Consider the following 26,580-nt stretch of genomic DNA (forward strand, 5'->3'; position numbering starts at 1 on the left):
TCAAGCCCAAAGCTAAAAAGCCTGCGGCTCAAAAACCGTCAACTTACAAAAAGAAGATTTCTGTCGCGAAGAAAACAACCGTTTCAGGAAAGGCTTCTAATCCGAAGTCTGTGGTCACAAAGCAAGAGGGGTCGGTGTCCAAAAAGAACGCAGGTTCGACCATAGCAAAAAAGGTGGTCACTAAGGCTCCTAGTCGATCAGTTCCATCCCCTACCCGTTCAGCCGAGACGAAGACGGGAGGAGAACCGCTCTCTCTCACGGAGCGCTATAATCTTGGTGGCCTTTTCGTCTGCGCAATTGAACGAGCGAACGATCCCGAGTCCAAGCGGCTTCGTGCCGTGCTTCGTCATTTGGATCTTCCCTCTCAAGAAAAAGATAACCTTCTTCGCTTGTCGCAAGGGTTCACGATTCCCAAATTGTTTGCGGATGGTGTGGGAGAGGACAAAGTCAGTCAGATCCTGACGGACTTCATCAGATTTGCGTTGGCTGAAGGGGCCTATGAGAAAAAATGGCGGGATGAAATCAGACAGGTTGGGGTGTGGTTGGGCTACTTTCCCCAGCAGTTCGAACAGATTGAACAGAAAGTTTTAGCCAAACGGTAGCGTGGTCCTGTCTACCCGAGATCGCGGCGGCCTTCGATGGATTTGAGCAGGGTGACCTCATCGGCATATTCGATATCCATCCCGACCGGAATCCCATAGGCGATACGGGAAACCTTGACCCCCAGGGGTTTTAATCGCTTGGTCAGGTAAATGGCGGTGGCCTCTCCTTCAATTGTGGGGTTGGTGGCCACGATGACCTCCTTGAATGCTCCATTCTGGACCCGGTTTTCCAGGTCATGGGTGCGGATATCTGCCGGCCCGATGCCGTCCAGTGGAGAGAGCGCCCCATAGAGCACATGATAGAGGCCTCGAAAGGCCCGGCTTTGTTCGATCGCATACAGGGTGCTGGGCTCTTCCACCACGAGGATGATCGTGGTGTCTCGTTTCGGGTCCAGGCAAATCTCGCAGAGCGGGCCTTCGGCAATATTTCGGCATTGGGTACAGAAGGAGACTCCTTCTTTTACATCACGAATAGCATCGGCCAGTCGTAGCGCCTCTTCTTTTTCCGTCTTCATGAGATGAAAGGCCAATCGTTGAGCCGTTTTTTGCCCAATGCCGGGCAATCGTACGAGTTCCCGGCTGAGACGAGCGACCAGCCCTTGAGGTTGGCCATTGGCTCTGGTGTGTTTGGTTGGAGTGGTTTCCAGCATGATAAACCTCGCTTGATGCTTGGGATGTGTTGAAAAATGCCGCCAGTGGCATTCTCGCCACTTGGCCGTGCTCACGTACTCCCTCATACGCTCCGCCCGTCTAAGCGGCTGCGGCCTTACTGGACCGGCCTTTTTGAACACTCCCGTAATTTTTCTTCGTATGGCACTCGGGTATTCAGCTGCGGATCAGTAGGCAAAACCTATAATAATTCAACAGCCTCATGGTTAGAACATGCCGGGAATGCCCATCCCTCCGGTGAGGGATTTCATTTCTTCGGCCATCAGCTCTTTCGCCTTTCGCAAGGCTTCATTGGATGCGGCGACGATTAAGTCTTGCAGCATGTCATGGTCACCGGATTTCAAGACTTCCGGATCGATGGTCAGTTTGGTTAATTGCATGGCTCCGTTGGCTTGCACGGTCACCATCCCTCCTCCGGCTGAAGCCTCGACTGTTTTCGTGGCAGCCTCCTCTTGAATCTTTCCCATTTTTTCCTGCATGGCCTGGGCTTGCTTTAAAAGATTGCCCATATTGGAGAATGGATTTTTAGACATTAACGTACCTCCTCATTTTGCGGGGTTCTTTCTGCCGATACGACTGTGCCCCCAAATAGTTCCAATGCTTGTTTCACCAAAGGGTGGGCCTTCACGTTTTCAATGAGATCCTGGTCCTGCTCAAGTTTTTTTTTTGCTCGTAATTCTCCGGTTGACGGCGGGTAAACCTGGCCCTCTTGAAATTCAATGACTTGGACTTTTATCGGCCGGCCGGCGAATTCCTCACATATTTGACCGATCAGCACGCGATTTTCGGGTTTGTCCGTTCTCCAGCGAGCAATCGAATCTTTTTTGGAATATCCCAGGACGACGGAGTCTGCCGTCATGGTTACGACACTCCCCTTCTCCAGGAAACTCCCGATATTGGGATGGTCATTAATCATGCGTTCAACGACGAGCTCCCAGTTTAACGTTACGGGTGGGCCAGACGTTGGCTGGGCAGACGTTTGGGGAGAGGCCGCCGGGGGTTCGCTGTTGGCAGATAAGGCCCTTCTCGGTACCGGCTTTTCCGCACCTGGTGGGGTTGAGGAAGGAAACATTGTTGTGGCGCCGCCACCGGGCCTGGGACGGGTCTGGCTTGCAGGAGTCACCGGTTTATCCACAGGCGCTTGGACTTTAGCAGGTTGTGTGGGAGGCGGAGTCGAGACAGCCTGTGGCAATACTTTTGCCTGTAAAGCAGATGCTTGAGGGGGTGCGCTGGCCTTCTGTTCAGTCGTGGCGGAGGTGACTGTCATAGGATCAAGCATCGCTGCTCGCACCACGGCGGCTTCAATGAGAAACCGTGGATGGGAGCTTCCTCGAAGACTGTCCTCTGTTCTGGAGAAAATGGAGAAAATGGCCTGTAAATAGGGCTCGGAGAGTTGTTGAGCTTGCGCGATGGTATGATCAACCTCCTCGTCTCCTAATTCAAGAAGGGTTTGCACTTGTGAGCGTGATGGTACCACGCAAGCCACCAGTAGATTGCGACATCGCTCCAACAGTTCCCGGCAATACACCCGGACATCAAAACCCTGATCGACCAACTGTCCCACGAGAGACATTGTTTGGGCGGCCTGGTGCCCAATGATGGCATCAATCATGAGCCGGACGAGTTCGTCGGGCACGGACCCAATCAACATTTCCAAATCGCCATGTTGGATGCGTTCTCCACCGAAGGAGACGGCCTGATCCAGGAGGCTCAACGCGTCTCGCATACTGCCTTCACTGGCTCGAGCCAGTGCCGATAAGCTTCGATCCTCCACAGTCACTCCCGTTTGGGTCGCGACGTGGCGTAGTTGCGTGATGATTTCCAAGCGGGAAATGCGTCGAAAGGTGAAGTGCTGACAGCGTGAAAGTATGGTGGCAGGAATTTTATGAACTTCAGTTGTCGCAAAAATAAAGACGGAGTGGCTCGGGGGTTCCTCAAGCGTTTTAAGCAGGGCGTTAAAGGCCGAGTTGGACAGCATGTGGACTTCGTCGATGATGTAGACCCGGTATGTGCCATGAAACGGCGCGAATTTGACGTTTTCGCGCAGTTCGCGGACATCGTCCACACCAGTATTCGACGCGCCGTCAATCTCGATGACATCCACCGAGTTGCCTCGGGTAATTTCGACGCAACTTGGGCAGGTTCCACAGGGTTGGCTGGTGGGACCCCGCTCACAGTTAAGGGATTTGGCCAGGATGCGCGCGACAGTGGTTTTACCGACTCCTCGCATGCCGGAGAAGACATAGGCATGGGCGACCCTTTTGCGGTCGATTGCATTGGTGAGTGTTTGCACGACATGGGACTGCCCTAGGACTTCCTGAAAACTAGTCGGGCGGTATTTCCGTGCGGAAACTTGAAATTCCATAATTCGCGTTAAGCAGGAAAAGAGCGGTTTTTTTATGAACTTCGAACACTGCCGTCCGGTACCAAGGCACGGAGAGCCAGCCGATAAATTTAGTCGGGGCCAGGTGATCCTGCGGCACACAGACTAGCCCACGTACCGTTGCTTCCTTCCGGACCTGGCGGGGTTTGCAGGATTCTGTCGCACAGGGCCCAGCCCCTAAATGCAGTCTCGATAGTTCATCGCCTCACGGACTGGCAAACATCATCTTTTGAGGATATCAGTGATCCTCACGGCAGACCAAATATGGCGGAGAGGGTGGGTTTCGAACCCACGGTACCATTGCTGGCACACGTGATTTCCAGTCACGCCGATTCGGCCACTCTCGCACCTCTCCGCGAACGGGTATCTACTTTGCGGCGACTGAACCTCTGATGAAGCCGTTTTGTCTTTTGGAGGGTATCTGTTCATCCCATCTTAGTTATCTTCTTCACCCGGGATCTGTTTGGTGAAAGACTGCCATCTTACCATGGGGGTCTGAGGGCGACAAGCAAGGAGGGGGAATAGTTACGAGCAGGGCGAGGAAGGGACAAGGAGATAACGCCCACCCTGTTTTTGGCCATTCAATCCTCAAGGTTCCATACCTTTTTGATATCGTATACCATGTTAGGAGATTCGGGATTGAAACATTCGTTGGCGTCGTGAAGATCGATGCAGGGCGGCAAACAAATGGCCTCGAAAGAAGAGCATGAAAACCGTCACAATGGGAGTGAGTGCGAGGACGATAACAAAACTCAAATCGGAGGACATCCCTAACAAAGAGAGCCACTCAGATAGTACGGAAAAGGGCAACGTGATGAGATGCCAGAAGTCCAGCCCCCCCCGTCTTCCACCCTGGCTGGACATTTCAAAAAAAAATGTCAGGCCGAATGGGCCGAAGGCGATGGCCACAGGCAAAAACCATTCAATCCAATTTTCAACGACAAAATCATAACTTTCCCGGACAACCTCGAGGGCGGATCCGTTCCGGCTCTGATAGATAACTTCCGGTACTGGATTGAGTAAGACGAAAATTAAGAAAAATACGGCTGTGCTAATCAGCGGTTGGTAGGGATTGGTCTGGAGCCCCATTTCGAGAAATAGCAAGGGAAACCACACCATAAATCCAACAGAAATAACCTCCCAAAAATATTGCCCCATACTTGGCAGGATATCCGGCCAACTCACACGACGCGCCCCAAGGACGGCCTGTTCCGTTAAGCTCAGGGTGGATCCAATGACAAGGGCATTGAGGGCGCCCAGGATAAACCCTCCGATCATGCCAAGCGGAGCGATGAGCGAGGTGACAAGCACGAGGCCTAAGGCAAAGGCGAGGAGGACCGGAATCAACACCCATGCGCGCGTGAAGGATTGGATCGAGGCGAGTAGCGCTTGATGGTACAGTCGAACTGTGGCCTGGAAGAAACTCTGCATGTGGCGAGGGAATGCTCCCCAGTTTTTATTCTTTGCTGGGCGGAGGGTATTGTATGTTGATGATGTCCTGTTGTCGCTGATCCCGGTCTTGTCTGATTTTTTCTAGCCGGCTAGGACGATTCCAGGTCCACCATTTGACGTGATCCGCAAAAGTGGGTGAGGGAGGGGTCGCGGACCCTACCGGTGACTCTTGAAAGTCATACCCTTGATATTGATCTTTTTTATCCAGAAATTTCTGGTAAATATCTTGATAGAGCTGTTTGAAGGTCATAGGGTGGTACCTTACCCAACTCCCTCAAGTCGATCAAGAGGGAAAATCCATAGGAAGGTTGAGAAGGCAGGTGGGTGGTCTTTGCTCTGTTCGATAATGCGCATGTCGATATTGGTCTGTTTTAATCTTCTAATTGTGGGTATAGTTTGGGTGCCGGGGGTTTTCTATACACTTCATCCCATACTCATCGGGGAGCATTTATGACCTGATGAGGGGGAGATGAAGCCTTCGATCGGGTTAAGGAGGACGATTGAATCGTCCATATCCGAATATTTTCCCCGATCAACCCGGATTTTAGTTGCAGTGCTTCCGGGAGGACTATTTTGGTTACCTGAATTTTAGGATGGCCTGAAGGAGATGGACGTTTTATAATAGGGAAGCCCGATAGGTAGAGGGGGGCCTGTTCCCCAGCGGATTCAAGGGGAGGAATCTCTTTTCAACGTCGCTGAAATGTGGCGAAAACGGTTACGGGCGAGAGTGGCGGAACTGGCAGACGCGCGAGACTTAGGATCTCGTGGGTAACCGTGGGGGTTCAAGTCCCCCCTCTCGCACCATTTCTTAACATTTATATTCTTTATTGTGTTTTTTTACAAGGATGAATGCTCATATGAAGTTAGAAATGACAGAGCTCGGGCCGGTGAAACGGTCGTTAAAAATCGAAGTTCCGGAAGAAGCCGTTAAAAGCGAATTTCAGAAGGTGTATGCCCAGTTGAGGCGTCAAGCCAAAATTCCTGGATTCCGACCCGGGAAAGCGCCAATCGCCCTATTGGAAAAACGGTATGCCGATCTTGTTGAGCAAGATGTGGTGCAGCGGTTGGTGCCCGATTATTACCAGCGAGCGGTGAAGGAAGCGGGGGTGGTCCCCATTCTTGTTGATATTCCGCCATTGGAACGAATGAAAGTGAAGTCCAATAGTCCATTTACCTTTACGGCTACGGTGGAAATAAAGCCCACTATTCAATTAGGAGATTATCGACCGCCGAATCCTATTTCCTTAAAACGGGACGCCCGAACGGTCACAGAAGATCAGGTTGAAAAGGCTCTCCAGAGCTTACGGGAGCAACATGCCGAGCTTGATGTGGTTCCTGAAGGAACCCCTCTTCGTGAAGGATTGCATGCGGTGTTATCTATTGAAGGGTTTGTGGAAGATCGGCCATTGGAAGGAACTCAGAAAAAAGGACATCTTCTGCACATTGGGTCCAAGTCGCCGATTCTGGGTGTGGAATTAGATGAGTATCTTATCGGAAAACAGGCGGGGGACATAATTGATATTCCGCAACCCTTTCCCCCCAACCATCCTGATCCTCACCTCGCCGGAAAGACGATGGTCCTCAAGGTGACAATTGATGCGGTGAAAGAGCAGAAACTCCCGGAACTGGATGATGAATTCGCTAAGGATTGCGGCGACTACGATTCACTGGAACATCTTAAAACCACCATCAACACCCAATTGGAAAATTTTCTGAAACAGGATCTTGAAGAAGGGTATAAAGATCAGGTGATTGAACGCTTGTTGCAGATGCACCACTTTGAAATTCCCGAGGTGCTGATTGAACGGGAACTTCAGACGCTTATTCGACAAAAAATGCTGAAGGACCATCGCCATGCCCATCGTGAAGATGACGTGGAAGAGCCCTTACGATTACAAGAAGAGGCTAAGCGCCTCCAACAAGAATTGCATCCGGAAGCTAAGCGGCGTGTGAAGCTGAGTTTGATTCTGGATGCGATCGTTCAGAAAGAAGGCCTTCATGTCACTGAGGATGAGGTGAACGCCGAAATTCAAAAACTGGCCACCTCCTTAAAGCTCCCGGTTGGTGAAATTCAACGCATGGTCGAAGCCGGGGGGCAGGGTGCGCAGGAGGAGTTCCGCGAACGGATGAAGGCGGAAAAAGCTTTGCAGTTCGTCTATCAAAATGCGGTCATTCAGGGATAACGGGTCGTACAGCCCTTCTGAATGCACCTGTTCTGATATCTATAATGAATGCCTACTATACAACACGAGGAGGTTTCAGGGAATGCTCATTCCGATGGTTATTGAACAAACAAACCGAGGTGAACGGTCATATGATATTTACTCACGTCTTTTGAAAGACCGGATCATCTTTATCGGAGCCCCGATTGATGATGTGTTTGCGAATGTCGTCATTGCACAGCTGTTGTTCTTGGAATCCGAAGACCCGGAAAAGGACATTCATCTGTATGTCAATTCACCTGGCGGAAGTGTGACGGCGGGAATGGGAATCTATGATACGATGCAATATGTGAGGTCGCCCATCAACACCATCTGTTTAGGGCAGGCCGCAAGCATGGGAGCCTTGTTATTAACCGCAGGGACCAAAGGTAAGCGTTTTGCTCTCCCCAATGCACGCGTGATGATTCATCAACCTATGGGAGGATTTCAGGGCCAAGCGACGGAAATTGATATTCATGCCCGCGAGATTTTAAAAATCCGCGAAAAATTGAATGAAATTATGGCCTTTCACACAGGGCAGCCTCTGGATAGAATCTCTCAAGATACCGAACGGGATTATTTTTTGTCAGGGGAAGAAGCCAAGGCGTACGGATTAATTGATGAGGTCATCGTCCGAAGTCAGGAAAAGGGCCACAAGGACGACGCCAAGTCAGGTTCAAAAAGTAAGGATTAAGGGCAAAGGAGGCATTTCTTATGGCGAGACAAGCGAAGTCCGAGGCCAATCTTCGTTGCTCCTTCTGCGGCAAGAACCGTGATCAGGTTCGAAAGCTCATTGCGGGTCCGACCGTTTATATATGTGATGAATGTGTCGGCTTGTGTAATGAAATTATCTCCGAGGATTGGCAGGAGTCTCGCCAGGAGATTTCAGCCAAACTGTGCAAGCCGATGGATATCCACCAACATCTTGATCAATACATTATCGGGCAGGATCAGGCAAAAAAGGTTCTCTCGGTTGCCGTCTACAATCATTATAAGCGTATATCAGCAAATGAAATCGGGGATGTTGAACTTCAAAAGGGCAATATTCTGATTGTTGGACCGACCGGAACAGGAAAAACCTTATTTGCCCAGACACTAGCCCATTACCTGGATGTACCATTTACGATTGCAGATGCAACGACGCTGACGGAAGCCGGGTATGTCGGTGAAGATGTTGAAAATATTATTTTAAAACTTTTGCAGGCTGCAGACTATGAGGTTGAGCGTGCTGAACGGGGAATTGTCTATATTGATGAAATTGACAAAATTACCCGAAAGGCCGATAGCCCATCAATTACCAGGGATGTCTCAGGTGAGGGTGTCCAGCAGGCCTTGTTAAAACTCATTGAAGGGACCGTGGCTAATGTGCCCCCGCAAGGAGGGAGGAAGCATCCCCACCAGGAGTTTATTCAAGTCAATACGACCAATATATTGTTTATTTGTGGTGGGGCGTTCGTAGGGTTGGATTCCATCATTGAGCGGAGGTTGAACCAAAAGCGGATGGGCTTTGGCGCCGATGTACAAATACGTGGGCAACATCAAATTGGTGACTTATTCTCCAAAGTGGAACCGGAAGATTTACTCCAATATGGGTTGATACCTGAAATTATCGGTCGTCTGCCGATTGTCGCGGCTCTTGATCAATTGGATGAACCGGCTTTGGTCCGCATTTTAACGGAACCCAAAAACGCCTTGATCAAGCAATATCAAAAGTTATTGTCCTTGGACAAAGTAAAATTGAAGTTTGCCGATGGAGCGTTATTGGCAATTGCCAAAAAGGCCCATTTGCAAAAAACGGGAGCACGTGGACTTCGGGCCGTCTTAGAGTCTGTGATGTTGGACTTGATGTACGAGTTGCCGTCGCAGGCGGAGGTGAAAGAGGTGTTGGTGACCGAAGAGTTCATTCACGGCAAAGGTGAGCCCATCAAAGTCTTTGAACATCAGAAAGGGATCAAGCCCGCTGTCGGATCTTAATCTGGTTTGGGATTCTTCTCCGTTGGTGTCGCTATCTCCTCGTGCCCGCATTCCGCATTGTGACAGAGAATTTTGCTTCCCCTTTATTTCCTGTCTGTTTGGATCAAGAATGGAGCCTGGTATTGTGTGCAGGGGAGGGGTCCGGTGCACTTAATCATTGCTCCAGGAATACAATGTCTTGCCTTTTTTGTGCTCTTTTAAACCATGTCTCCCCGCAATCCTTGACAGCGCATTTGACGCCAGGTTTTAGGGGTTTTGTGGAGGGTATTGAAGGCAGGCGCGGAAATTCCCAATGCTCGCGTTCTCTCGATCGTCAACCGGGTTTGAGCTTTTTGGCTTTAGGAGTTGGTTTTTTAGTAACCGGTTTTTTTGTCGAGGGCTTCTTGGTCTCGGCCTTCTTCGCGGGCAACTTTTTGCCGCTCGCGGCCCGGTCCTCGCCGGTCTTGGGTTTACGGGCCTCAAATTCGAATCCGACCTTCCCGTCATCCCCGCATTTCAGATAAGCCTTGAACTTGCGACGGGTTCGTGATGAAACAAAACCGGTCAGCAATTCGGTTCTCCCGTCGCTCAGCAATTTTCTGATCTGAGTAGGTTCAATTTCCTGTTGCAATATGACTTTGCCTGTTCGAAAGTCGCAAGTCTTGTTCGGGCCGACCGCCTTTTCGCAGGTATAATTCATGCCATGTTCATAAACCGATGACTGACACTTCGGGCAAGTCCCCAGTGATTCTTGGCCGTGAAAATCAACCGGTTCACTGTTTTCATCGTCATCATTTTGACCGAAGTCAAATTCAAGCTTGTCTTCATCGTTCAGTTTGAGGATTGCCGCAAATGGCCGGCCGAGCCGACTGCGAAATCCCTGCAACGGACCAATCGTGCGTTCGGCAAGCAGAGTTTCGGCTTCGGGCACTTCCAATTGACGGCTGCCAGGAATTTTCGTAATTGAAAAATCGCATTGTGTGCAGGAGAATCGTTTGTAGTTTTCTTTAACCAGACCACCGCATTTGGGGCAGGGTGACTGCAGTGTTGAGTAATCGCCTGGAACGGTGGTTGCGCCGTAATTTTTGGCTCTCGCAACAATTTGTTCAACTACATTGCTGATTTGTTCCATGAACGCTTTGCGGTCCAACTGACCTCGTTCTATCTGCGAAAGTTTGCTTTCCCATTCGCCGGTCAGTTCCGGCATCGTCAGTTCGGTCACCCCCAGACCGCGCAATAAGGTCAACAGTTGAAAGGCCTTGGTGGTAGGCATCAGTGACTTGTCTTTGCGCAATAGATAGTTCTCGCTAATTAAGCCTTCGATGATCGCTGCGCGGGTTGCCGGTGTGCCCAGACCTTTTCCAGACATGGCTTCGCGCAAGTCATCATCATCAATCAGCTTGCCGGCGCCTTCCATCGCAGAAAGCAGTGTGGCTTCGGTATATCTGGCCGGTGGTTTGGTCGCCATGTCGCGAATGTCAATATCGCTAACCGTAGCTTTTTCATTCTCCCCAACCGCTACGAGCGTGCCTTCACCGGCAATGGCTTCACGGCCGTAAATGGCCAACCAACCCGGTTTGACCATAACCTTGCCTTCGGTCTTGAAGTGGTGCCTGTCAATCCGGGAGATACGGGTGGTGTTTCGAAACTCCGCAGGTGGGAAAAAGACCGCCATGAATCGACGTACGACCAGGTCGTATATCTTGGCTTCGGCTTCGCTGAGGTTCTTGGGTGCCTGCGATGTGGGGATAATGGCGAAGTGATCGGAAATTTTCGCGTCATTGAAAATACGTTTGTTCGGTTGGACCCAGTCATTGCTCAAAATTTTCGCCGCATGTGGCCCTATGGGATTGCCGCCGCTACCGCCGGTCATGGCTGACAAACGCTCACTTGCCTCATCACGCAGAATGCCCAGGGTATCTTGCACGGTAGAGAGATAGTCTTCCGGCAGAGCACGCGAATCGGTTCTTGGATACGTCAACACTTTGTGGCGTTCATAGAGCGCTTGCGCCAGCGATAATGTTGTCTTGGCCGAAAAGCCAAACCGGGCGTTGCCTTCACGTTGCAGACTAGTCAGGTCAAACAGCATCGGGGCGCTTTGCGTGGTCGGCTTGGTTTCTTCAGTGACCACCGCCTCCTGACCCTGGCAGGCCTGCCTGATTGCTTCAGCTTGATTGCGTTCCCAAAGTCTCTCTGCGCGCCGTTCCGCGTCTTCGTCATTCTTTTTGAAGTTTGTATCAAACCAGCGACCTGAATACTGTCCGGCCTGGACATCAAACTGGGCATGCACTTCGAAGTAGGGCCGCGAGACGAATTGCTTGATCTGTTCCTCGCGCTCCACGACGATGGCCAGGGTGGGTGTTTGAACCCGGCCAACGGTGGTGAGGTAAAAACCCCCGTCTTGGGAGTTGAACGCCGTCATGGCCCGGGTGCCGTTAATGCCAACCAGCCAGTCTGCTTCTGCCCGGCAGCGGGCGGCATCAGCGAGCGGCTTCATTTGTTCATCCTCGCGCAATTCCTCAAATGCTTCGCGAATGGCCTTGGGCGTCATGGACTGCAGCCAAAGCCGGCTTATCGGTTGCTTAGCCTTAGTGTGTTGGACAATCAGTCTGAAGATCAGCTCGCCTTCGCGCCCGGCGTCACAGGCGTTGATAATTCGGTCGATATCTTTGCGGCTGATCAGCTTGGCGAGCAACTTGAGCCGGTCCTCGGTGCGGGCGATTGGGTTCAGGTCAAAGTGATCGGGAATAACCGGCAGGTTGGCAAAAGACCACTTGCCCCGTTTGACCTCTACGTCGTCAGGCGCCTTGATCTCAAGCAGGTGCCCAACGGCTGAAGTTACAACATAGTCGTCACCTTCAAAATAATCCTTCTCGCGTTTCAGTCCGCCAAGCGAATGCGCGATGTCGGCTGCAACAGAGGGCTTCTCGGCAATTATCAGCGATTTACTCATTAGCAACCACTACCAGGGAAGGCTCCTTTGGTATCTTTGATGTACGGGAAACCGATACTCATGGGTGTAAGATCCACTACAAACTCAGGGTGAAAACGGTGTCGTCACAATCCACCTGCTGCGATGTGACTGGTTTTTTCGCGTGCTCATCATAATGATGGCGTAGGGAAGAGGCAAGTTAGGCTGGAAATTCAACTCATTTTTTCCAGCGGCTGCAGCCGTTCCAGGCAGCCGCCAAGGCCAGCCTACCGACGGTTCTGTCGCAAATTTATTTTGAAGGCAATAAGGGGTTTTTGCTCCGTGTCTGACAGATGAAAATGACTATCTTTACTGGTTTTTTCAACTCGGGCCAACCTGAAAACCCCTGGCGTATCTTACAAATCTATTTTTTGCGACATAGAATCCCCAAAGTTGTGTTCGAGGTCAATGCCCGAGTTGCCCTTCGGGACGCCTTTAAGATGACCCACAGATGCCGAGGCTTGGTCATTGCATCCAAAATATTTGGACAGGGTTTCGGCTTTGGTAGGCGATTCGACGATGACGAGTGATTTAGGCATAGACCATGAAGAAAATCATGTATTGTTTACGAGTAAAATTTTTCAGAGGGAAAAGACATGCTGGTATACTATCCGATGCACATCCGGAGATACTGTAGGCCCGGTATCTGCTTTATAAGCCCTTTGATCTCCAAAGACAAGAGAATGCTCATGACTTCAGATGGGGTATAGGCGCATTGATTGATTAAATCATCCAGGGAAACAGGTTCCAGTGAAATGCAATCAAATAGATGTTGTTCCTCTGTTCCTAGTGCAGGCGCGGATGGTTGAGGCTGAAACGCGCCTTGTTGTTTCTCGAGTTGCTCCCGGAATGAGGGTTCTAACATAGGAAGAATTTCTTCCACAACATCTAAAGAATTTTCGACTAATTTCGCTCCCTCTTTAATTAGGCGGTGAGGGCCACGAGTCAACGTATTGGTCACATTTCCCGGTACGGCAAAGACTTCACGGTTTTGCTCTAAGGCCATCCGAGCGGTAATGAGGGACCCACTGCGTGAGGTGGCCTCCGCAACGATCACACCAAGTGAGAGTCCACTAATGATCCGATTACGTTGAGGAAAATGGTAGGAATGTGGAGGGGTTCCCATGGGAAATTCAGAGAGAACGGCTCCCTGCTGTTCAATGCGTTGTCGTAGCGGACCGTGCTCAGGCGGATAGGTGCGGTCAATGCCGCATCCAAGAACCGCCAGGGTTCTCCCAGATGTAGCCAGTGCGCCTTCGTGGGCCGCGGCATCAATGCCTCTGGCCAGGCCACTCACAATCGTAAAGCCCAGTGCAGCTAAATCTCGGCTCAGTTGTCGTGTGAATGTCCGCCCGATGTGCGAGCCTTTTCTTGAACCGACGACGGCAAGGGCCTGTTGATCACGCTCTTGGAGCTGGCCGGTATACCAGAGTACCGGAGGAGGATCCGTAATGGTTTTTAATCGGGGCGGATAGTGAGCGTCTGCGAGTGTCAGGATAGCGTATCGCCCATCCTGCACGGCCTGCAATTCTTTGGCAATGTGATCTTGTGCCTCAGCAGATAGGGGTTGATGAATGGCCATGGCCAATGATGGAGAAATTTCACCCATTGATATGAGTGTATGGGTGTTCAAGGAACGAATGGCTTCTGGTGAGCCGAACCGGTTGATGAGTCTGGTATAAGTAACAGGGCCAAGTCCTTTGACTGCCAGAAGTTCCAACCAGCCTTGCAGGGTTGAGGTCATCCGGATCCTTTGCGAGGATGGCGAATACGAGTCCGGAGATCATCGTGAAATGATCTGCCTGCATGGCTCTCCACCCAGAAACTGCTCCAGGTTGGACTATGAAGAATGAAGACCTCCTGAATTTTCCGGAATCGGAGGGGAGATCCGGGTCCCCATTCCTTTCTGTTCCTGGAGACAAGTGGTACGGATAATGAGAAAGAATCGTGGAGGGCATCGTTCATGATTCAATCGTTCTCTCGTGGTTAGGATGCGGTCCGAGATTCGGCGCGTGAGGTCAATTTTCCCACCACGACGATGTCATATTGCTCAAGGTGAAGTAATGGATCCGCCTCAAATAATATTGGTTGTTGAAATTCCTGTTCGAGTTGCTCGATGCTGCTGTGTTCGGTTTCGAAGATGAGCTCAATCACTTTGGGGTTGGCCCCGACCACAATTTGTTGTGGTTGTCCGCGAGTCATTCCGATGCGCCGGATATCCCGAAAGATTTCATACGCCACCGTCATGGTGGATTTGGTGTACCCCCTCCCCTCACAGTCACTGCAAACTTCCGATAATGTCCGTAACAGATCTTCCCGGACACGTTCACGGGAAATCTCGATGAGCCCAAGATCGGAAATGCGGGAAATACGTGTCTGAGCCTTATCGCCTGCTAGGGCATCCAGGGTGGCCTGATACACTTTTTCACGGTTTCGTTCCCGTTCCATGTCAATGAAATCAATGATGATAATACCGCCAATGCCTCGTAATTTAATCTGATAGCCGATTTCTTTTGCGGCTTCCAGATTATTTTTTAAAATCGTTTCTTCCTGGTCGCGTTTTCCCACAAACCGCCCCGTATTGACGTCCACCACCGTCATGGCCTCTGTGTGATCAATGACAATGTGCCCTCCGGACTTAAGCCAGACTTTCCGACTCAGGGCTCTGGTAATTTCCAATTCGATTCCCAGGTGATCAAATAACCCCTCCTGCTTTTTGTCATAGAAATGAACGCGCGCCGCTTGTTCCGGAAGATAGCGGCGGACAAAATCTTTCACTTCCTCAAAGTCGGCTTTGGCGTCAATTAATAATCGATCGACTTTTTTGGTGAATAAATCTCGTACCACCCGGAGGGGGAGGGACAGATCCGTATGCAAGAGGGATGGAGCCGGTTGGCTGTTGGCCGCTTTGAGCGTGTCTTCCCATAAGGCGCTCAGGAATCTGACGTCCGTTTGCAGATCCTCTTCCGGTACATCTTCGCACACGGTCCTGACAATGTATCCATATTCGGGTTTCCGGATGCGCCGCATGAGGTCCTTCAGTCGATGACGTTCTTCGTCGTTCGTAATTCTTCGCGACACGCCAATATGGTCGACATTGGGCATCAGCACTAAAAATCGTCCGGGGAGGGAGACGTACGTGGTAATTCGAGGTCCCTTGGTGCCGATGGGGCCTTTGGAAATTTGGACCAGAAGTTCTTGCCCTTCTGTCAACAGGTTTTCGATGGGACGTGCTGTTTGGCGTCGGGGGCGCGGCACTTCCTGACTGCGTTCATCCTCTTCGCTGTCCACAAGAGTATCCCCGGGTTCCGTTCCGACCGATAGATCAGATACGTGAATGAATGCGGCCCGATCCAATCCGATATCGACAAAGGCCGCTTGCATACCCGGCAGAACTTTAATGACTTTGCCTTTGTAAATGTCCCCCACAAAATCTTTTTTTCTTGGACGGTCGACGTATAATTCTGTCACGACACGATTGTCGAGCACGGCAACCCGTGTTTCTTCACGAGTGACACTAATTGCAATTTCTACTCCCATAGTGATCTCCCTACATTCTCAGAAGGGACCAGAAGCTATTCTTCGTCAACATTCTTGGTGAAGAGATGTCGCTGATGTGGCCAAGCCAATTGGTTGGATCCGCCTGTCAAAATCTGAAATAGCTTTGTGCCCATTCTGTCAATAATTGTAAATGAATACTGTTATGGAAACATTTGAGGATGGTTCTGTGTGTCTACTTCCTTGTTCCCGCAAGTATGAGAAAAAATCCACGGCTTTTGGACTTTTCTGATTCAAATGCTCCGTTGTTTCCTTCTTTGTGCGATACCCTGCCCTACGCTATCAAAATCAAGCCACAGGGTACATGATACCTAAAGGAGTGACAGACGTCTCCGTTTCACGTTGAGCAAGAGTCCCAGAGCTGTGAGATTCACAACCATGGCGCTGCCTCCATAGCTCATGAGCGGAAGAGGAATGCCCACAACGGGGGCCAACCCGGATGTCATGGCAATATTGACAACAACTCCAAAGGCTATCATGGTGACTACTCCGACAGCCAAGAGAGTGCCGACGATGTCTTTGGCTTTCAACGCGATTTCTAAACCCATCAAAAATAAGAGAATATAGAGGGACAGTAAGACTATTGACCCAATAAAGCCCCATTCCTCTGCGAAAACCGCGAATACAAAATCGGTGTGGCCTTCAGGAAGAAATTTAAACTGGGTTTGCGTTCCCCCATATAATCCCTTTCCCAGTAATTGGCCTGAACCGATGGCGATGCGTGATTGAAGCCCGTGATAACCTTTGCCGCCCGGATCAGAATTGGGATCGACAAAGCTGAGAATCCGATCCTGTTGGTACTCGTGAAGGGAGCCCCAGACCCCGCCCCAGGCAAAGGGGAACAACATCAGTGCCGCCAAAATCACAAACCCAAAGGCCTTGGATTTCATGCCCACCGTGAGAATCACCACAAGAAAAATGGCCAGAAAACCCAAGCTACTTCCCAGGTCAGGTTGTTTGAGGATGAGTAAAAATCCTGGAAGCACGATCAGTCCGGGTATGATCAATCGACGAACCCAGCCTTTACGGGTGGTTGCCCCATAGTAGGCAGCCAGCATGAGTAGCAATGGAATCTTAATGAATTCTGAGGGCTGGACCGCAAAGGGGCCAAGAGGAATCCATCGTTGAGAGCCTCGACTGGTTTTTCCGGCAATTAACACGATGATAAGTAAGATCAGTCCGATCCCATAGAGCAGATAGGAAAGACGGGCGAGCTTGTGATAATCAATACCGACCGCGACCAGAAAGGCCAAGGAACCGACCACCATCCATGTGGCCTGCTTAAGATAAATAGGGAATCCGGTCGTCGACTGAGGGTTGGTCACGCTATAAATTGATAGGATGCCCGCAGAGATAATGGCCATAATGACACCCAGGAAACACCAATCGAAGGTGTCCAGTCCACGGCGATTCACATTGTCGTTCATTAATGACATGAGAGGCGTTGTTCTCCGTCTTTAGGAGAGCGGATTCCTTCTCAAAGAGAAGGCTCTTGGGTAGTCTCAAAACCCATATAGGCTTCGATGAGTGTTTTGGCCAAGGGGGCGGAAGCTGAGCCTCCATGCCCCATGTGTTCAACTAATACCGCCACGGCAATCTTCGGGTGTTCTACGGGAGCAAAGGCCACAAACCACGCGTGGTCTCGAAATTCTTTTTGAGGCTCCTTGTTTTTATCCTTGTCTCCATCCGGTTTCAGGGCAACAACTTGTGCCGTTCCTGTCTTGCCTGCAATGCTCACGAATTCTGATTGCGCCAGTTTGGCCGTTCCCTTCGTGACGACTGCCGCCAATCCTTCCTTGATATGGGCAAAGGTTTGGGGAGAAATGGCCAATTGCTGAATGGGTGGTTCAGGCTTTTCTTTGAGTGTGCCGGTTCTCCGAAGTCTCGAGGCTTTGAGCAAGCGGGGTTGGACCACTCGTCCGTTGGTTGCTACGATGGATGCCACTTTCGCCATCTGAATGGGCGTCACGGTTAAAAATCCCTGTCCAATAGAAATGGAAATGGTTTCGCCAGGGTACCATGGTTCCCGTTTGACCCTCTTTTTCCATTCCGAAGACGGGACAAGGCCCGACCGTTCGGAAGGAAGCGCAATGCCGGTTTTTTCACCTAATCCGAATTGACGAGCATAGGTGGAGATGGGATCAATGCCCAATTGATTGCCGGCTTTGTAAAAGTAGACATCGCACGATTCCGCGATAGCTTTGGTTAAGTCGACCTGACCGTGGCCTCCCGCCTTCCAATCACGAAAGACCCGCCTTCCAAAGGGAAAGGTTCCATGGCAGGGTATCATTTCCTGTGCGCTGAGGGTTTGAGTCTCCAGGAGGGCCGCGGCCATAATGATTTTAAATACCGATCCTGGAGGATACTGCCCTTGAATGGCGCGATTGGTGAGAGGGTGACGTGTATCCTTAAGAAATCGTTGCCAGTCCTTGGCACTAATCCCTCCCGAAACATCATTGGGATTAAACCCGGGTTTACTCGCTAGAGCTAGAACGTCCCCATTCCAGGGATCCAGGGCAACAATGGCCCCCGCTTCCTGTCCTAGAAGGTCCTCGGCGAGGCGCTGAAGTCGAATGTCGAGCGTCAGGTACAGGTCATCCCCGGCCAGGGGACGTCGAACTGAGAGAGACCGTTTTGGATACCCCAAGGCATCGACTTCAATCACTTCCTCTCCGGTTTCTCCAAGAAGATATTCATCAAATGTCCGCTCCACTCCATTTTGCCCGATGATGCGTCCTCCCTGAAGATGGGAAAATTCGGGGTCTTTAAGCTGTGATTCGGAAATTTCACCCACGTAACCCAAAACGTGAGAGGCATAAGTGTTCAGTGGATAGTGACGCTGATATTCAGGCTGAATCACCACACCGGGGAGTTCAAGCCGGTGCGATTCTATGAGTGCCGCCTCTTTCAGCGTAATGTCGGCTTTGATCTTGACTCGGCCCCTTCGGCTTTTTATTGAAAGTTTATTGGAAATCTCTTGTTGGTCAATATCCACGTAATGAGGTAACTGAGCTAAAAGAGCCTCACGGTCTTGTATGTCTTCCAGGGAAACATACAGTTGGAAGCTGGGAATATTATTGGCGAGAAGTTCGCCGTTCCGATCATACAGAAGTCCTCGAGCCGGTTCTAAGACAATGGATCGAGTGCGATTGTCGCGGGCGAGTTCTTGATAGTGCAATCCGTCCCGAACCTGTAATTGCCAAAGGCGCAACCCCAGTAACACCAATAGCATCAGAAAGCCGATCTTGACGAATATTAACCGACTTTGAATATTGGCAAGTTCGTTAGCCTGGCGGGAAGTATCCAGCATTGTGCGGGTCTTATCGTGGTCCCCGTCCTAAGTGTACCATACTCAGCGATGGGCCAATGCACTTAATAACCCAGAAAATCCCTAACGTCAGGAGGCTATTATAGAGACCTTGCGGGAGAAGACCGGAGGAGAGGGCGTGAAAAAGGATCGGGGCATTCACAACCGGATATGCTACGATGAGAGAGGCTAATCCGCATCCTAACGACAGGGCGAAGCTGACAAGCAAGATTGCGGGACTGGTGACGGTGGAAAACGTGTGGGTTGTGACGCCGGCCAGGGCTCCCGCGAGCCCCTTTAAGATCATATTGAGCCCAATACCGCCCGGACTGAATAAATCTTGAAAAAGTCCCACCGTCAGTCCGATCCTGAGTCCTTTGTATTCTCCTGAGTGAAATCCCATGACACAGGCTAGAATGAAACATAGGTCGGGGTAAATCCCTTTGGCGGATAGAATTGTGCTAAAGGAGGCTTGACCCAGAACTACCCCAAAGCACAGAAGGATGTCGAGAAAAATAGTCACGAGATGATATTAAGGCGAAAAAGAGATGGGCGGTTTTGGTAATGATGAAGGGGGAGTAGGCTGAAACGAGGTAATGACCAGAACCGCTTCCAGTTTTGCAAAATCGACAATTGGATCAATTTCACCCAATTGAAATAAGTCGGTATCGGCTTTGGTAACCTGTTGAATCCGGCCAATTTGGAGTCCGCGGGGAAAATCATCCGTTAATCCAGATGTGACCACTGGATCTCCCGGCTGTACAGGCGATAAAGGAGGCAGATATTTCATATGAATGGTTCCTTGAGGGGTTCCCTGCACTAGACCCTCATCCCGGCTTTTTTGAATCATTCCGGTAATCGCGACGTTGGGATCGGAAAGCAGAAGTACGACCGCTGTCGTGGGGTTGACTCGTACGACACGACCTACTACTCCGGCATCGGTGATGACTCCCATTTCCGGATGAATGCCGTCTTGGTTGCCTTTATTGATGATTATCGCCCGATACCAATTGGAGACATTCCGGCCGATGATTCGAGCCGGAAGGGTCGTCATGGGTGCGGTTTCCTGATATGCCAGCAATTGTTGAAATTGCGTAGTAATAATGGCATGTTCTCGAAAGAAATTCTGCTCCCCTTGTAGGCGCTGTACTTCCTGCTTTAGCTGTTGGTTTTCTTCCCAGACATTCTGTAGGGCGATGTAGTGGTCCCAAGCGTGACGGATAGAACCCTGTATCGAGGCGACAACATGAAGGGGGACTTCCAGAATTCGTGCGAAAGGCCCTCCAACATGACTTAACCATTCCTGAGATTGTCGCGGTAGAAACAGCAGGAGGGCGAGGAATAGAATGAAGATAACTCCTAGAACTCGCCGGATACTGGTGGATATGGGAAAATTTGTCTCTGATCGAGGCATGCAAATTGAGGGAAGCTCAGGGATTCAGCCTGGAATGCGAAGCAAGTTTCCGAAGGAGGCTGAATTCTTCAAGAGTTTTCCCTACTCCCAAGACAACCGAGGTTAAGGGGTCATCGACAGTAACTATGGGTAAAGACGTTTCCTCACGTAGTCGATTATCCAGCCCTTGAAGCATCGATCCGCCTCCGGTCAGCACGATCCCGCGGTCAATAATATCCCCTGCCAATTCAGGCGGAGTGTTTTCCAAAGCCAGACGGATGGCTCGGATGATGGTGGTGAGGCAATCTTGTAACGCTTCTCGTATCTCATTGTCGTCAACGAGGATCGTTCTGGGGATGCCGGACACCACATCTCGCCCTTTGACGGCCATTTGCTTTTTTTCAGCCAGAGGGTAGGCTGAACCGATTTCCATCTTGATGCGTTCTGCCATATGTTCGCCGACTAACAAGCTGTATTCCCGCTTGAGATAGCTTGTGATGGCTCCATCTAGTTGATCGCCCGCGATACGGACCGATTCACTGTACACAATGCCTCCCAGGGAGATCACGGCGATGTCGGTAGTACCTCCTCCGATATCGACGACCATATTGCCGGAAGGTTCGGTAATTGGTAATCCTGCTCCAATGGCAGCGGCCACCGGTTCCTCAATCAGATAAACTTCACGGGCGCCGGCAAGCTCGGCTGATTCCTTGACGGCACGTTGTTCGACTTGTGTGATCCTGGATGGGACACCAATGATAATGCGTGGCCTGAGGAGAGTTCCCCCGCGATGAACTTTTTGGATAAAGTGGCGTAGCATGTGTTCCGTCATATCAAAATCAGCAATAACACCTTCTCGCATGGGACGAATCGCGGTGAGATTGCCCGGGGTTCGCCCGATCATTCGCTTCGCTTCCTCCCCAACCGCGAGAAGTTTTTTGGAGTTTGTCTCAACTGTTACGACGGAAGGTTCGTTCAGGACAATCCCTTTTCCCTTGATATAAATTAAGGTAGAGGAGGTTCCCAGATCGATGGCCATGTCTTGGGAAAAATGGCTAATGAAATAATTAAATATACCCATGGGAAGTGTTAAGTGCTATGAATTTCAGAGGGTGGGCGACAATGGCGGAATCGGAATTAGGATTGTTAGAGTCTTTCTGGGCTCCGGGAGAAATAGATACCCGGTGCCATTTTATGGGTGTATCGACGTTCGGTCGATGTTCGCGATTGGCCGGAAACCACTTAAATTTGGTTCTGGGCTGGATGAATCGTTGTCGGCACTCAAATATTTCCACCTAAGTATTTAGAAGGTGGAGCCATAAGGTCGGATTGTTCCCTGTCGCAGACAAAAGTATATCAGAAGTCTTAAAAGACCACAAAGAAAAGGCGGCTATGAATCCAACTCTGCAAAAAACTCTTCCTGGCTCTTGCCAGAAGGGGATGAATGTAGATAATTAGAGTCCGAAAATTTTCAAAAAGAAGGGTACATTCCATGGCAAGCAAAACTTTGTTTGAAAAGATTTGGGATCAACATGTGGTTCGTGAAGAGCCAGATGGAACGACCCTATTATATATTGACCGACATTTGGTGCATGAAGTGACCTCTCCGCAAGCCTTTGAAGGACTTCGGTTAGCCGGAAGAAGGCCGCGACGTCCAACCGCGGCGCTTGCTGTTCCTGATCACAATGTTCCAACCACCGACCGGTCACAGGGCATTGCCGATCCCATGAGTGCCTTGCAAATTTCAACCTTGGAAGGCAACTGCGCAGAATTTGGAATAACCTATTATGGAATGCAGGATATTCGGCAAGGCATTGTTCATGTGATCGGACCTGAACAAGGGTTGACCCTACCGGGGATGACCATTGTGTGTGGAGATTCTCATACCTCCACTCATGGGGCGTTTGGCGCCTTGGCCTTTGGTATTGGGACTTCAGAGGTCGAGCATGTGCTGGCAACGCAATGTTTGGTTCAGAAACGACCAAAAACTATGGAAATACGCGTGGAGGGTACGCTTCCTGACTATTGTTCTTCCAAAGATGTGATTCTGGCGATTATCGGGCAAATTGGGATTGGTGGTGGAAACGGCTTTGTCGTGGAATATACGGGTTCGGTAATCCGGTCGTTTTCAATGGAGGGTCGGATGACCCTCTGTAACATGTCTATTGAAGCGGGAGCGCGCGCTGGTCTTGTCAGTCCAGACGAATCGACGGTTGCATACCTGAAGAGCCGACCCCTCAGTCCGAAAGGAGCGCTGTTTCAACAGGCGAAGTCGGATTGGCTGAATTTGAAAACCGACCCCGGAGCCAGATTTGATAAGGTTGTCGAGCTGCGCGGGGAAGAGGTTTCTCCTCAAGTAACTTGGGGGACCAATCCGGGAATGGTGACGGATGTGAATGGCCATGTGCCCGATCCTGAATCTATTACGGATGAAAAATTGCGTATGGCCACAGAACGGGCCTTAGCGTATATGGGGTTGCCAGCTGGCATCCCCATATGTGATATCCGGGTCGATCGAGTCTTTATCGGGTCCTGCACAAATTCACGAATTGAGGATTTGCGGGTGGCGGCACGGTATGTCAAAGGAAAACGCGTCGCTCAAAGCGTCAAAGCTATGGTGGTCCCAGGGTCGGGGTTAGTCAAACACCAAGCGGAAGAGGAAGGGTTGGATCGGATTTTTCGCGAGGCGGGTTTTGAATGGCGTGAACCGGGATGCAGTATGTGCCTCGCCATGAATGCGGACGTGCTTACACCGGGGGAACGATGTGCCTCAACCAGTAATCGAAATTTCGAGGGGCGTCAGGGTAAGGGGGGACGGACGCACTTAGTCTCCCCTGCCATGGCTGCTGCTGCTGCGGTTGAAGGACATTTTGTGGATATTCGTGATTGGAAGATGTGAGGTTAATAAGGGAATTTAATGCCTTCAAGATGGCCATTACATGCTCTAGCATAATACGGGAGATAGATATGCAAGCCTTTACTATATTGACCGGAACGGTCGCTCCGTTAAATCGGGGCAATGTTGATACGGATCAAATCATCCCGAAGCAATATTTGAAAACGATCCATCGCTCCGGCCTCAAAGAGGGATTATTTGCCGATTGGCGGCGACAGGCAGATGGCTCCCCTGATCCTGATTTTTTTGTCAACCAACCGCGCTATCAAAAGGCCACCATTCTGTTGACCCGTGAAAATTTCGGGTGTGGGTCCTCAAGAGAACATGCTCCGTGGGCCTTGTTGGACTATGGCATTCGTTGTATTCTGGCTCCGAGTTTTGCCGATATTTTCTACAATAATTGTTTTCAGAATGGGATTCTCCCCGTCGAGCTTCCAGGAGAAGACATCCAAACGTTATTTGACCGGGTAGCACAAATCGACCAATATCACGTCACAGTTGACTTGGCTCAGCAGGTTGTCACTCTTCCTGAAGGGGAGAAGTTTTCGTTCACCTTGGATCCATTTCGCAAGGATTGCTTGTTAAAGGGATTAGACGGAATTGGGCTTACGCTTCAACATGAATCTGCCATTGCCACATATGAAAAACGCAGGGCTCAGGAGGCTCCCTGGCTCTTTCAGGATATTTTGCCTTCAGACCGATCGTGAAAGTCTTTTGATCTTTTCGACTAATCGGGATGGTCCTGGATGGATCCATCTCGATTCTCCTTCCGATCCTATCCGGCCGAGTTTTCCCCCATACCCGTTGATGGGGCGCAGCGTATGGTAGACATTATCCTCAATCCGAGGAATGTTGGGTCCTTGAGGGCATCATTCCCATCTCCCTTATCCTGTTCTCGTATATTGCTGGAAATGTCCGGAAGGGTTGTCATTGCCCAGGGCTGCACCTCCGAATTATGACTGAAGTCCACATCCTACGGGATGTCCTCATTATTTTTTCTATTTCTGTTCTGGTTGTTTTTGTCTTTCAAAAACTCCGGCTACCCGCGGTTGCGGGATTTTTAGTTTCTGGCACCTTGGTGGGGCCTTACGGCCTGAACCTCATTTCAGATGTACATCAAGTCGAAACTCTCGCCGAAATCGGTGTCGTGCTGTTGTTGTTTACCATAGGCTTGGAAACTTCTCTTTCGCGCATACGGGCTTCCAGAAGGCTCTTATGGGTTGGTGGTCCCCTGCAAATTTTAAGTATGCTGAGTGCTGTAGCGCTTGGGGGCTGGTTGCTGGGTCGATCATGGGAAGAATCGGTCTTCTGGGGATTGTTGTTGTCATTGAGCAGCACCGCCATTGTCCTCAAAATTCTAGGGGATCGAGGCGAGATTGATGCGCTGCATGGTCAGGCGACCATGGCAATTCTTATTTTCCAGGATTTAGCCGTCGTGGCTATGATTTTGCTGACCCCGGTATTGGGACCTGGTTCTCATGGTGATCCACGCGTCATTGTCGAAACACTCATGAAATCGGTCATGGTTGTGGGATTAATTGTACTGGCTGCTCGGGTTCTTGTGCCTCATGTTCTTCATCTTATTGTAGGGACTCGAAGTCGAGAGTTATTTCTCCTGTCGATTATTGTATTGGGGCTGGGAACGGCTTGGTTGACCTCCCTCGCGGGGTTGTCATTGGCTCTTGGCGCATTTATTGCGGGGCTGGTGATTTCTGAATCGGAATATAGTCATCAGGCACTGGCCGAAGTCATTCCTTTTCGGGATAGTTTTAATAGTTTATTTTTTGTCTCAGTGGGGATGTTAATGAATCCTTCGGTCATCGCGGAGTTTCCCATGCTGGTGATGGGGTTGCTGGTGCTTGTCGTGTTGGGCAAGTTCCTCACAGGAACCGGAGCGGTATTCCTTGCTGGAGCTCCCCTTTCTTCTGCATTGTTAACGGGAGTGGCATTAGCGCAGGTTGGAGAATTTGCCTTTATTCTCGCCCGGGTGGGTCAGGGAGAAGGGTTATTGGACACGCAAGCCTATAATATTTTTCTTGCCGTATCGGTGTTGTCCATGACAATTACGCCATTTTTGATTCAATGGGCTCCCCGCCTGGCTAGACGTACCGAGGCTCTTGACCGCCTAAAACATTGGTTCCCTCGACGTCAGGTCCATGCACTGCAAAATACCAAGATTAAAGTCAAAGATCATGTCATTATCGTGGGTTATGGCTTAAATGGCCGGAATCTTGCCAGGGTATTAAGTGATATGGAGATTCCGTTTGTGGTGCTGGACGTCAATCCTGATGTCGTGCGGGCTGATCAAAAAGGGCGGGGCACCTTGCTCTATGGGGATGGGACAAACCCCAGAGTGTTGACTCAAGCCGGAATATTATTGGCGCGGGTACTCGTGGTGGCTACCTCTGACCCCTTTGGCGCGCGCCGGATTGTTCAGCAAGCACGACAACTCAATCCCACTCTTCATATTGTCGTACGAACGCGCTATTTGAAGGAATTACAAGATCTCCAAGAGCTAGGAGCCAATGATGTCGTGCCGGAAGAATTCGAAACATCAATCGAGATTTTTGCCCTGGTTCTCCGCACATATCAGACACCGAAGGCCATGATCCAAGACAAAGTTGAACAAATCCGTCGGGAGGGGTATCTCCTACTCCGAAGAGGGGAGCTACCTGAGCTAGCTCACCATCTGCGTGCTGGAACATTGGCTGATGTGCAAGTCGATACCTGTCGGGTGGAACACGATTCTCCCGTGTTAGGGAAACCATTGACGCAGTTGCATATCCATGGACGGACGGGCGCTTCGGTGATTGCGATTACACGGGGTGGCGTGACCCAATCCAATCCTTCTCGAGAAACGATCCTGGAGCCAGGGGATGTCCTCGTCCTTCTTGGTGCGCGTGAGCAAATCCGTAAGGCCATCGCACTACTTGTGGATGCCAAAATCTAAAAAGCCTGGCTTTGTTCCGGCTTATTAAGAGGACGAATAAGCCCTTATTTACAATTCCTCCACAATTAGCCCTACCGAATCGCCATAGGTTCTCTTCAGTTCTAGGCTGTGAACGGCTTGAACGTCATATATTTGAATGCAGGGTTGTCTGTCATGAGGGCAACATAATCAGGATAATGTCTGAATCACCGGTGAGCTCTGGGAACGTCATGGGATGCCGTCTGCCACATGTCTAAAGGGATTAC

General features: G+C 50.4%; 21 protein-coding genes, 2 tRNA genes and 1 other RNA gene. 8 read left to right on the forward strand and 16 right to left on the reverse strand.

Features of this window, described 5'->3' with window-relative positions:
- Nucleotides 1–134 precede the first annotated feature (134 nt).
- Nucleotides 135–602 (forward strand): hypothetical protein, encoded by a 468-nt coding sequence (locus H6750_20600; GenBank protein ID MCB9776715.1) that lies wholly within the window; start codon nucleotides 135–137, stop codon nucleotides 600–602.
- Between the two features lie 11 nt (nucleotides 603–613).
- Here the strand turns inward: H6750_20600 and recR are convergent, their stop codons facing one another.
- The 7 genes from recR to H6750_20635 all read right to left on the reverse strand — a co-directional run bounded on the left by recR (nucleotide 614) and on the right by H6750_20635 (nucleotide 5,356).
- On the reverse strand, nucleotides 614–1,252 hold the full coding sequence (gene recR, locus H6750_20605) for a recombination protein RecR (protein ID MCB9776716.1): 639 nt from the start codon (nucleotides 1,250–1,252) through the stop codon (nucleotides 614–616).
- Nucleotides 1,253–1,477: 225 nt separating this feature from the next.
- Nucleotides 1,478–1,804: a YbaB/EbfC family nucleoid-associated protein gene (locus H6750_20610; GenBank protein ID MCB9776717.1), complete on the reverse strand. Its 327-nt coding sequence runs from the start codon at nucleotides 1,802–1,804 to the stop codon at nucleotides 1,478–1,480.
- Entirely contained in the window at nucleotides 1,804–3,636 is a 1,833-nt protein-coding gene (gene dnaX / locus H6750_20615) for a DNA polymerase III subunit gamma/tau (protein ID MCB9776718.1), read from the reverse strand. Before dnaX ends, H6750_20610 begins: the two co-directional genes overlap by 1 nt.
- Before the next feature lie 94 nt (nucleotides 3,637–3,730).
- An RNA gene (gene ffs / locus H6750_20620) (signal recognition particle sRNA small type) lies at nucleotides 3,731–3,830 on the reverse strand.
- An 89-nt stretch (nucleotides 3,831–3,919) separates the two neighbouring features.
- Nucleotides 3,920–4,009: transfer RNA gene (locus H6750_20625), tRNA-Ser, on the reverse strand.
- A gap of 269 nt (nucleotides 4,010–4,278) precedes the next feature.
- A complete protein-coding gene (locus H6750_20630; GenBank protein ID MCB9776719.1) occupies nucleotides 4,279–5,085 on the reverse strand; it encodes a hypothetical protein in 807 nt (268 codons plus the stop codon).
- Nucleotides 5,086–5,110: 25 nt separating this feature from the next.
- Complete coding sequence (locus H6750_20635) at nucleotides 5,111–5,356, reverse strand: hypothetical protein (GenBank protein ID MCB9776720.1); 246 nt, start codon at nucleotides 5,354–5,356, stop codon at nucleotides 5,111–5,113.
- 471 nt (nucleotides 5,357–5,827) lie between these two features.
- Between H6750_20635 and H6750_20640 the strand changes: the two genes are divergently transcribed.
- From H6750_20640 to clpX, 4 genes are all read left to right on the forward strand, one after another.
- A tRNA-Leu gene (locus H6750_20640) sits at nucleotides 5,828–5,910 on the forward strand.
- Between the two features lie 53 nt (nucleotides 5,911–5,963).
- On the forward strand, nucleotides 5,964–7,289 hold the full coding sequence (tig, locus tag H6750_20645) for a trigger factor (GenBank protein ID MCB9776721.1): 1,326 nt from the start codon (nucleotides 5,964–5,966) through the stop codon (nucleotides 7,287–7,289).
- Between the two features lie 82 nt (nucleotides 7,290–7,371).
- Nucleotides 7,372–8,001 (forward strand): ATP-dependent Clp endopeptidase proteolytic subunit ClpP, encoded by a 630-nt coding sequence (gene clpP, locus H6750_20650; GenBank protein ID MCB9776722.1) that lies wholly within the window; start codon nucleotides 7,372–7,374, stop codon nucleotides 7,999–8,001.
- 20 nt (nucleotides 8,002–8,021) lie between these two features.
- On the forward strand, nucleotides 8,022–9,281 hold the full coding sequence (gene clpX, locus H6750_20655) for an ATP-dependent Clp protease ATP-binding subunit ClpX (GenBank protein ID MCB9776723.1): 1,260 nt from the start codon (nucleotides 8,022–8,024) through the stop codon (nucleotides 9,279–9,281).
- A gap of 313 nt (nucleotides 9,282–9,594) precedes the next feature.
- Here clpX and H6750_20660 read toward each other — a convergent pair whose 3' ends face one another.
- From H6750_20660 to H6750_20700, 9 genes are all read right to left on the reverse strand, one after another.
- Nucleotides 9,595–12,213: a DNA topoisomerase III gene (locus tag H6750_20660; GenBank protein ID MCB9776724.1), complete on the reverse strand. Its 2,619-nt coding sequence runs from the start codon at nucleotides 12,211–12,213 to the stop codon at nucleotides 9,595–9,597.
- Between the two features lie 374 nt (nucleotides 12,214–12,587).
- Nucleotides 12,588–12,770, reverse strand: coding sequence for a hypothetical protein (locus tag H6750_20665; protein MCB9776725.1), 183 nt, complete (start codon nucleotides 12,768–12,770; stop codon nucleotides 12,588–12,590).
- Nucleotides 12,771–12,838: 68 nt separating this feature from the next.
- The gene (gene dprA, locus H6750_20670) at nucleotides 12,839–13,975 is read right to left on the reverse strand and encodes a DNA-protecting protein DprA (GenBank protein MCB9776726.1); all 1,137 of its coding nucleotides are present in this window, start codon (nucleotides 13,973–13,975) and stop codon (nucleotides 12,839–12,841) included.
- A 242-nt stretch (nucleotides 13,976–14,217) separates the two neighbouring features.
- The gene (locus H6750_20675) at nucleotides 14,218–15,771 is read right to left on the reverse strand and encodes an Rne/Rng family ribonuclease (GenBank protein ID MCB9776727.1); all 1,554 of its coding nucleotides are present in this window, start codon (nucleotides 15,769–15,771) and stop codon (nucleotides 14,218–14,220) included.
- A 329-nt stretch (nucleotides 15,772–16,100) separates the two neighbouring features.
- Nucleotides 16,101–17,225, reverse strand: coding sequence for a rod shape-determining protein RodA (gene rodA, locus H6750_20680; protein MCB9776728.1), 1,125 nt, complete (start codon nucleotides 17,223–17,225; stop codon nucleotides 16,101–16,103).
- A gap of 41 nt (nucleotides 17,226–17,266) precedes the next feature.
- A complete protein-coding gene (gene mrdA / locus H6750_20685; protein ID MCB9776729.1) occupies nucleotides 17,267–19,099 on the reverse strand; it encodes a penicillin-binding protein 2 in 1,833 nt (610 codons plus the stop codon).
- A 10-nt stretch (nucleotides 19,100–19,109) separates the two neighbouring features.
- Nucleotides 19,110–19,619: a rod shape-determining protein MreD gene (gene mreD / locus H6750_20690; GenBank protein ID MCB9776730.1), complete on the reverse strand. Its 510-nt coding sequence runs from the start codon at nucleotides 19,617–19,619 to the stop codon at nucleotides 19,110–19,112.
- A 9-nt stretch (nucleotides 19,620–19,628) separates the two neighbouring features.
- Nucleotides 19,629–20,510 carry a rod shape-determining protein MreC gene (gene mreC, locus H6750_20695; protein MCB9776731.1) on the reverse strand — a complete coding sequence of 294 codons (882 nt, stop codon included), beginning with the start codon at nucleotides 20,508–20,510 and terminating at the stop codon, nucleotides 19,629–19,631.
- A gap of 16 nt (nucleotides 20,511–20,526) precedes the next feature.
- Nucleotides 20,527–21,570, reverse strand: a complete 1,044-nt coding sequence (locus H6750_20700; GenBank protein ID MCB9776732.1) for a rod shape-determining protein — start codon at nucleotides 21,568–21,570, stop codon at nucleotides 20,527–20,529.
- 411 nt (nucleotides 21,571–21,981) lie between these two features.
- Between H6750_20700 and leuC the strand changes: the two genes are divergently transcribed.
- The 3 genes from leuC (at nucleotide 21,982) to H6750_20715 (ending at nucleotide 26,335) form a co-directional block, all read left to right on the forward strand.
- Nucleotides 21,982–23,388, forward strand: coding sequence for a 3-isopropylmalate dehydratase large subunit (gene leuC / locus H6750_20705; GenBank protein MCB9776733.1), 1,407 nt, complete (start codon nucleotides 21,982–21,984; stop codon nucleotides 23,386–23,388).
- Between the two features lie 68 nt (nucleotides 23,389–23,456).
- On the forward strand, nucleotides 23,457–24,092 hold the full coding sequence (leuD, locus tag H6750_20710; GenBank protein MCB9776734.1) for a 3-isopropylmalate dehydratase small subunit: 636 nt from the start codon (nucleotides 23,457–23,459) through the stop codon (nucleotides 24,090–24,092).
- Between the two features lie 248 nt (nucleotides 24,093–24,340).
- Nucleotides 24,341–26,335: a cation:proton antiporter gene (locus H6750_20715; GenBank protein ID MCB9776735.1), complete on the forward strand. Its 1,995-nt coding sequence runs from the start codon at nucleotides 24,341–24,343 to the stop codon at nucleotides 26,333–26,335.
- The last annotated feature ends 245 nt before the right edge of the window (nucleotides 26,336–26,580 follow it).

It is taken from the genome of Nitrospiraceae bacterium (assembly GCA_020632595.1).
Classification (GTDB): domain Bacteria; phylum Nitrospirota; class Nitrospiria; order Nitrospirales; family UBA8639; genus Nitrospira_E.

Excerpts from the sequence above, each read along its gene's own strand:
- rodA (MCB9776728.1), bottom strand. The coding sequence starts at position 17,225 with ATGTCATTAATGAACGACAATGTGAATCGCCGTGGACTGGACACCTTC.
- H6750_20630 (MCB9776719.1), bottom strand. The coding sequence starts at position 5,085 with ATGCAGAGTTTCTTCCAGGCCACAGTTCGACTGTACCATCAAGCGCTA.
- dnaX (MCB9776718.1), bottom strand. The coding sequence starts at position 3,636 with ATGGAATTTCAAGTTTCCGCACGGAAATACCGCCCGACTAGTTTTCAG.
- clpX (MCB9776723.1), top strand. The coding sequence starts at position 8,022 with ATGGCGAGACAAGCGAAGTCCGAGGCCAATCTTCGTTGCTCCTTCTGC.
- recR (MCB9776716.1), bottom strand. The coding sequence starts at position 1,252 with ATGCTGGAAACCACTCCAACCAAACACACCAGAGCCAATGGCCAACCT.
- H6750_20610 (MCB9776717.1), bottom strand. The coding sequence starts at position 1,804 with ATGTCTAAAAATCCATTCTCCAATATGGGCAATCTTTTAAAGCAAGCC.
- leuD (MCB9776734.1), top strand. The coding sequence starts at position 23,457 with ATGCAAGCCTTTACTATATTGACCGGAACGGTCGCTCCGTTAAATCGG.
- mreC (MCB9776731.1), bottom strand. The coding sequence starts at position 20,510 with ATGCCTCGATCAGAGACAAATTTTCCCATATCCACCAGTATCCGGCGA.
- H6750_20675 (MCB9776727.1), bottom strand. The coding sequence starts at position 15,771 with ATGGGAGTAGAAATTGCAATTAGTGTCACTCGTGAAGAAACACGGGTT.
- H6750_20715 (MCB9776735.1), top strand. The coding sequence starts at position 24,341 with ATGACTGAAGTCCACATCCTACGGGATGTCCTCATTATTTTTTCTATT.
- H6750_20700 (MCB9776732.1), bottom strand. The coding sequence starts at position 21,570 with ATGGGTATATTTAATTATTTCATTAGCCATTTTTCCCAAGACATGGCC.
- H6750_20660 (MCB9776724.1), bottom strand. The coding sequence starts at position 12,213 with ATGAGTAAATCGCTGATAATTGCCGAGAAGCCCTCTGTTGCAGCCGAC.
- mrdA (MCB9776729.1), bottom strand. The coding sequence starts at position 19,099 with ATGCTGGATACTTCCCGCCAGGCTAACGAACTTGCCAATATTCAAAGT.
- dprA (MCB9776726.1), bottom strand. The coding sequence starts at position 13,975 with ATGACCTCAACCCTGCAAGGCTGGTTGGAACTTCTGGCAGTCAAAGGA.
- leuC (MCB9776733.1), top strand. The coding sequence starts at position 21,982 with ATGGCAAGCAAAACTTTGTTTGAAAAGATTTGGGATCAACATGTGGTT.
- tig (MCB9776721.1), top strand. The coding sequence starts at position 5,964 with ATGAAGTTAGAAATGACAGAGCTCGGGCCGGTGAAACGGTCGTTAAAA.
- clpP (MCB9776722.1), top strand. The coding sequence starts at position 7,372 with ATGCTCATTCCGATGGTTATTGAACAAACAAACCGAGGTGAACGGTCA.
- H6750_20635 (MCB9776720.1), bottom strand. The coding sequence starts at position 5,356 with ATGACCTTCAAACAGCTCTATCAAGATATTTACCAGAAATTTCTGGAT.
- H6750_20665 (MCB9776725.1), bottom strand. The coding sequence starts at position 12,770 with ATGCCTAAATCACTCGTCATCGTCGAATCGCCTACCAAAGCCGAAACC.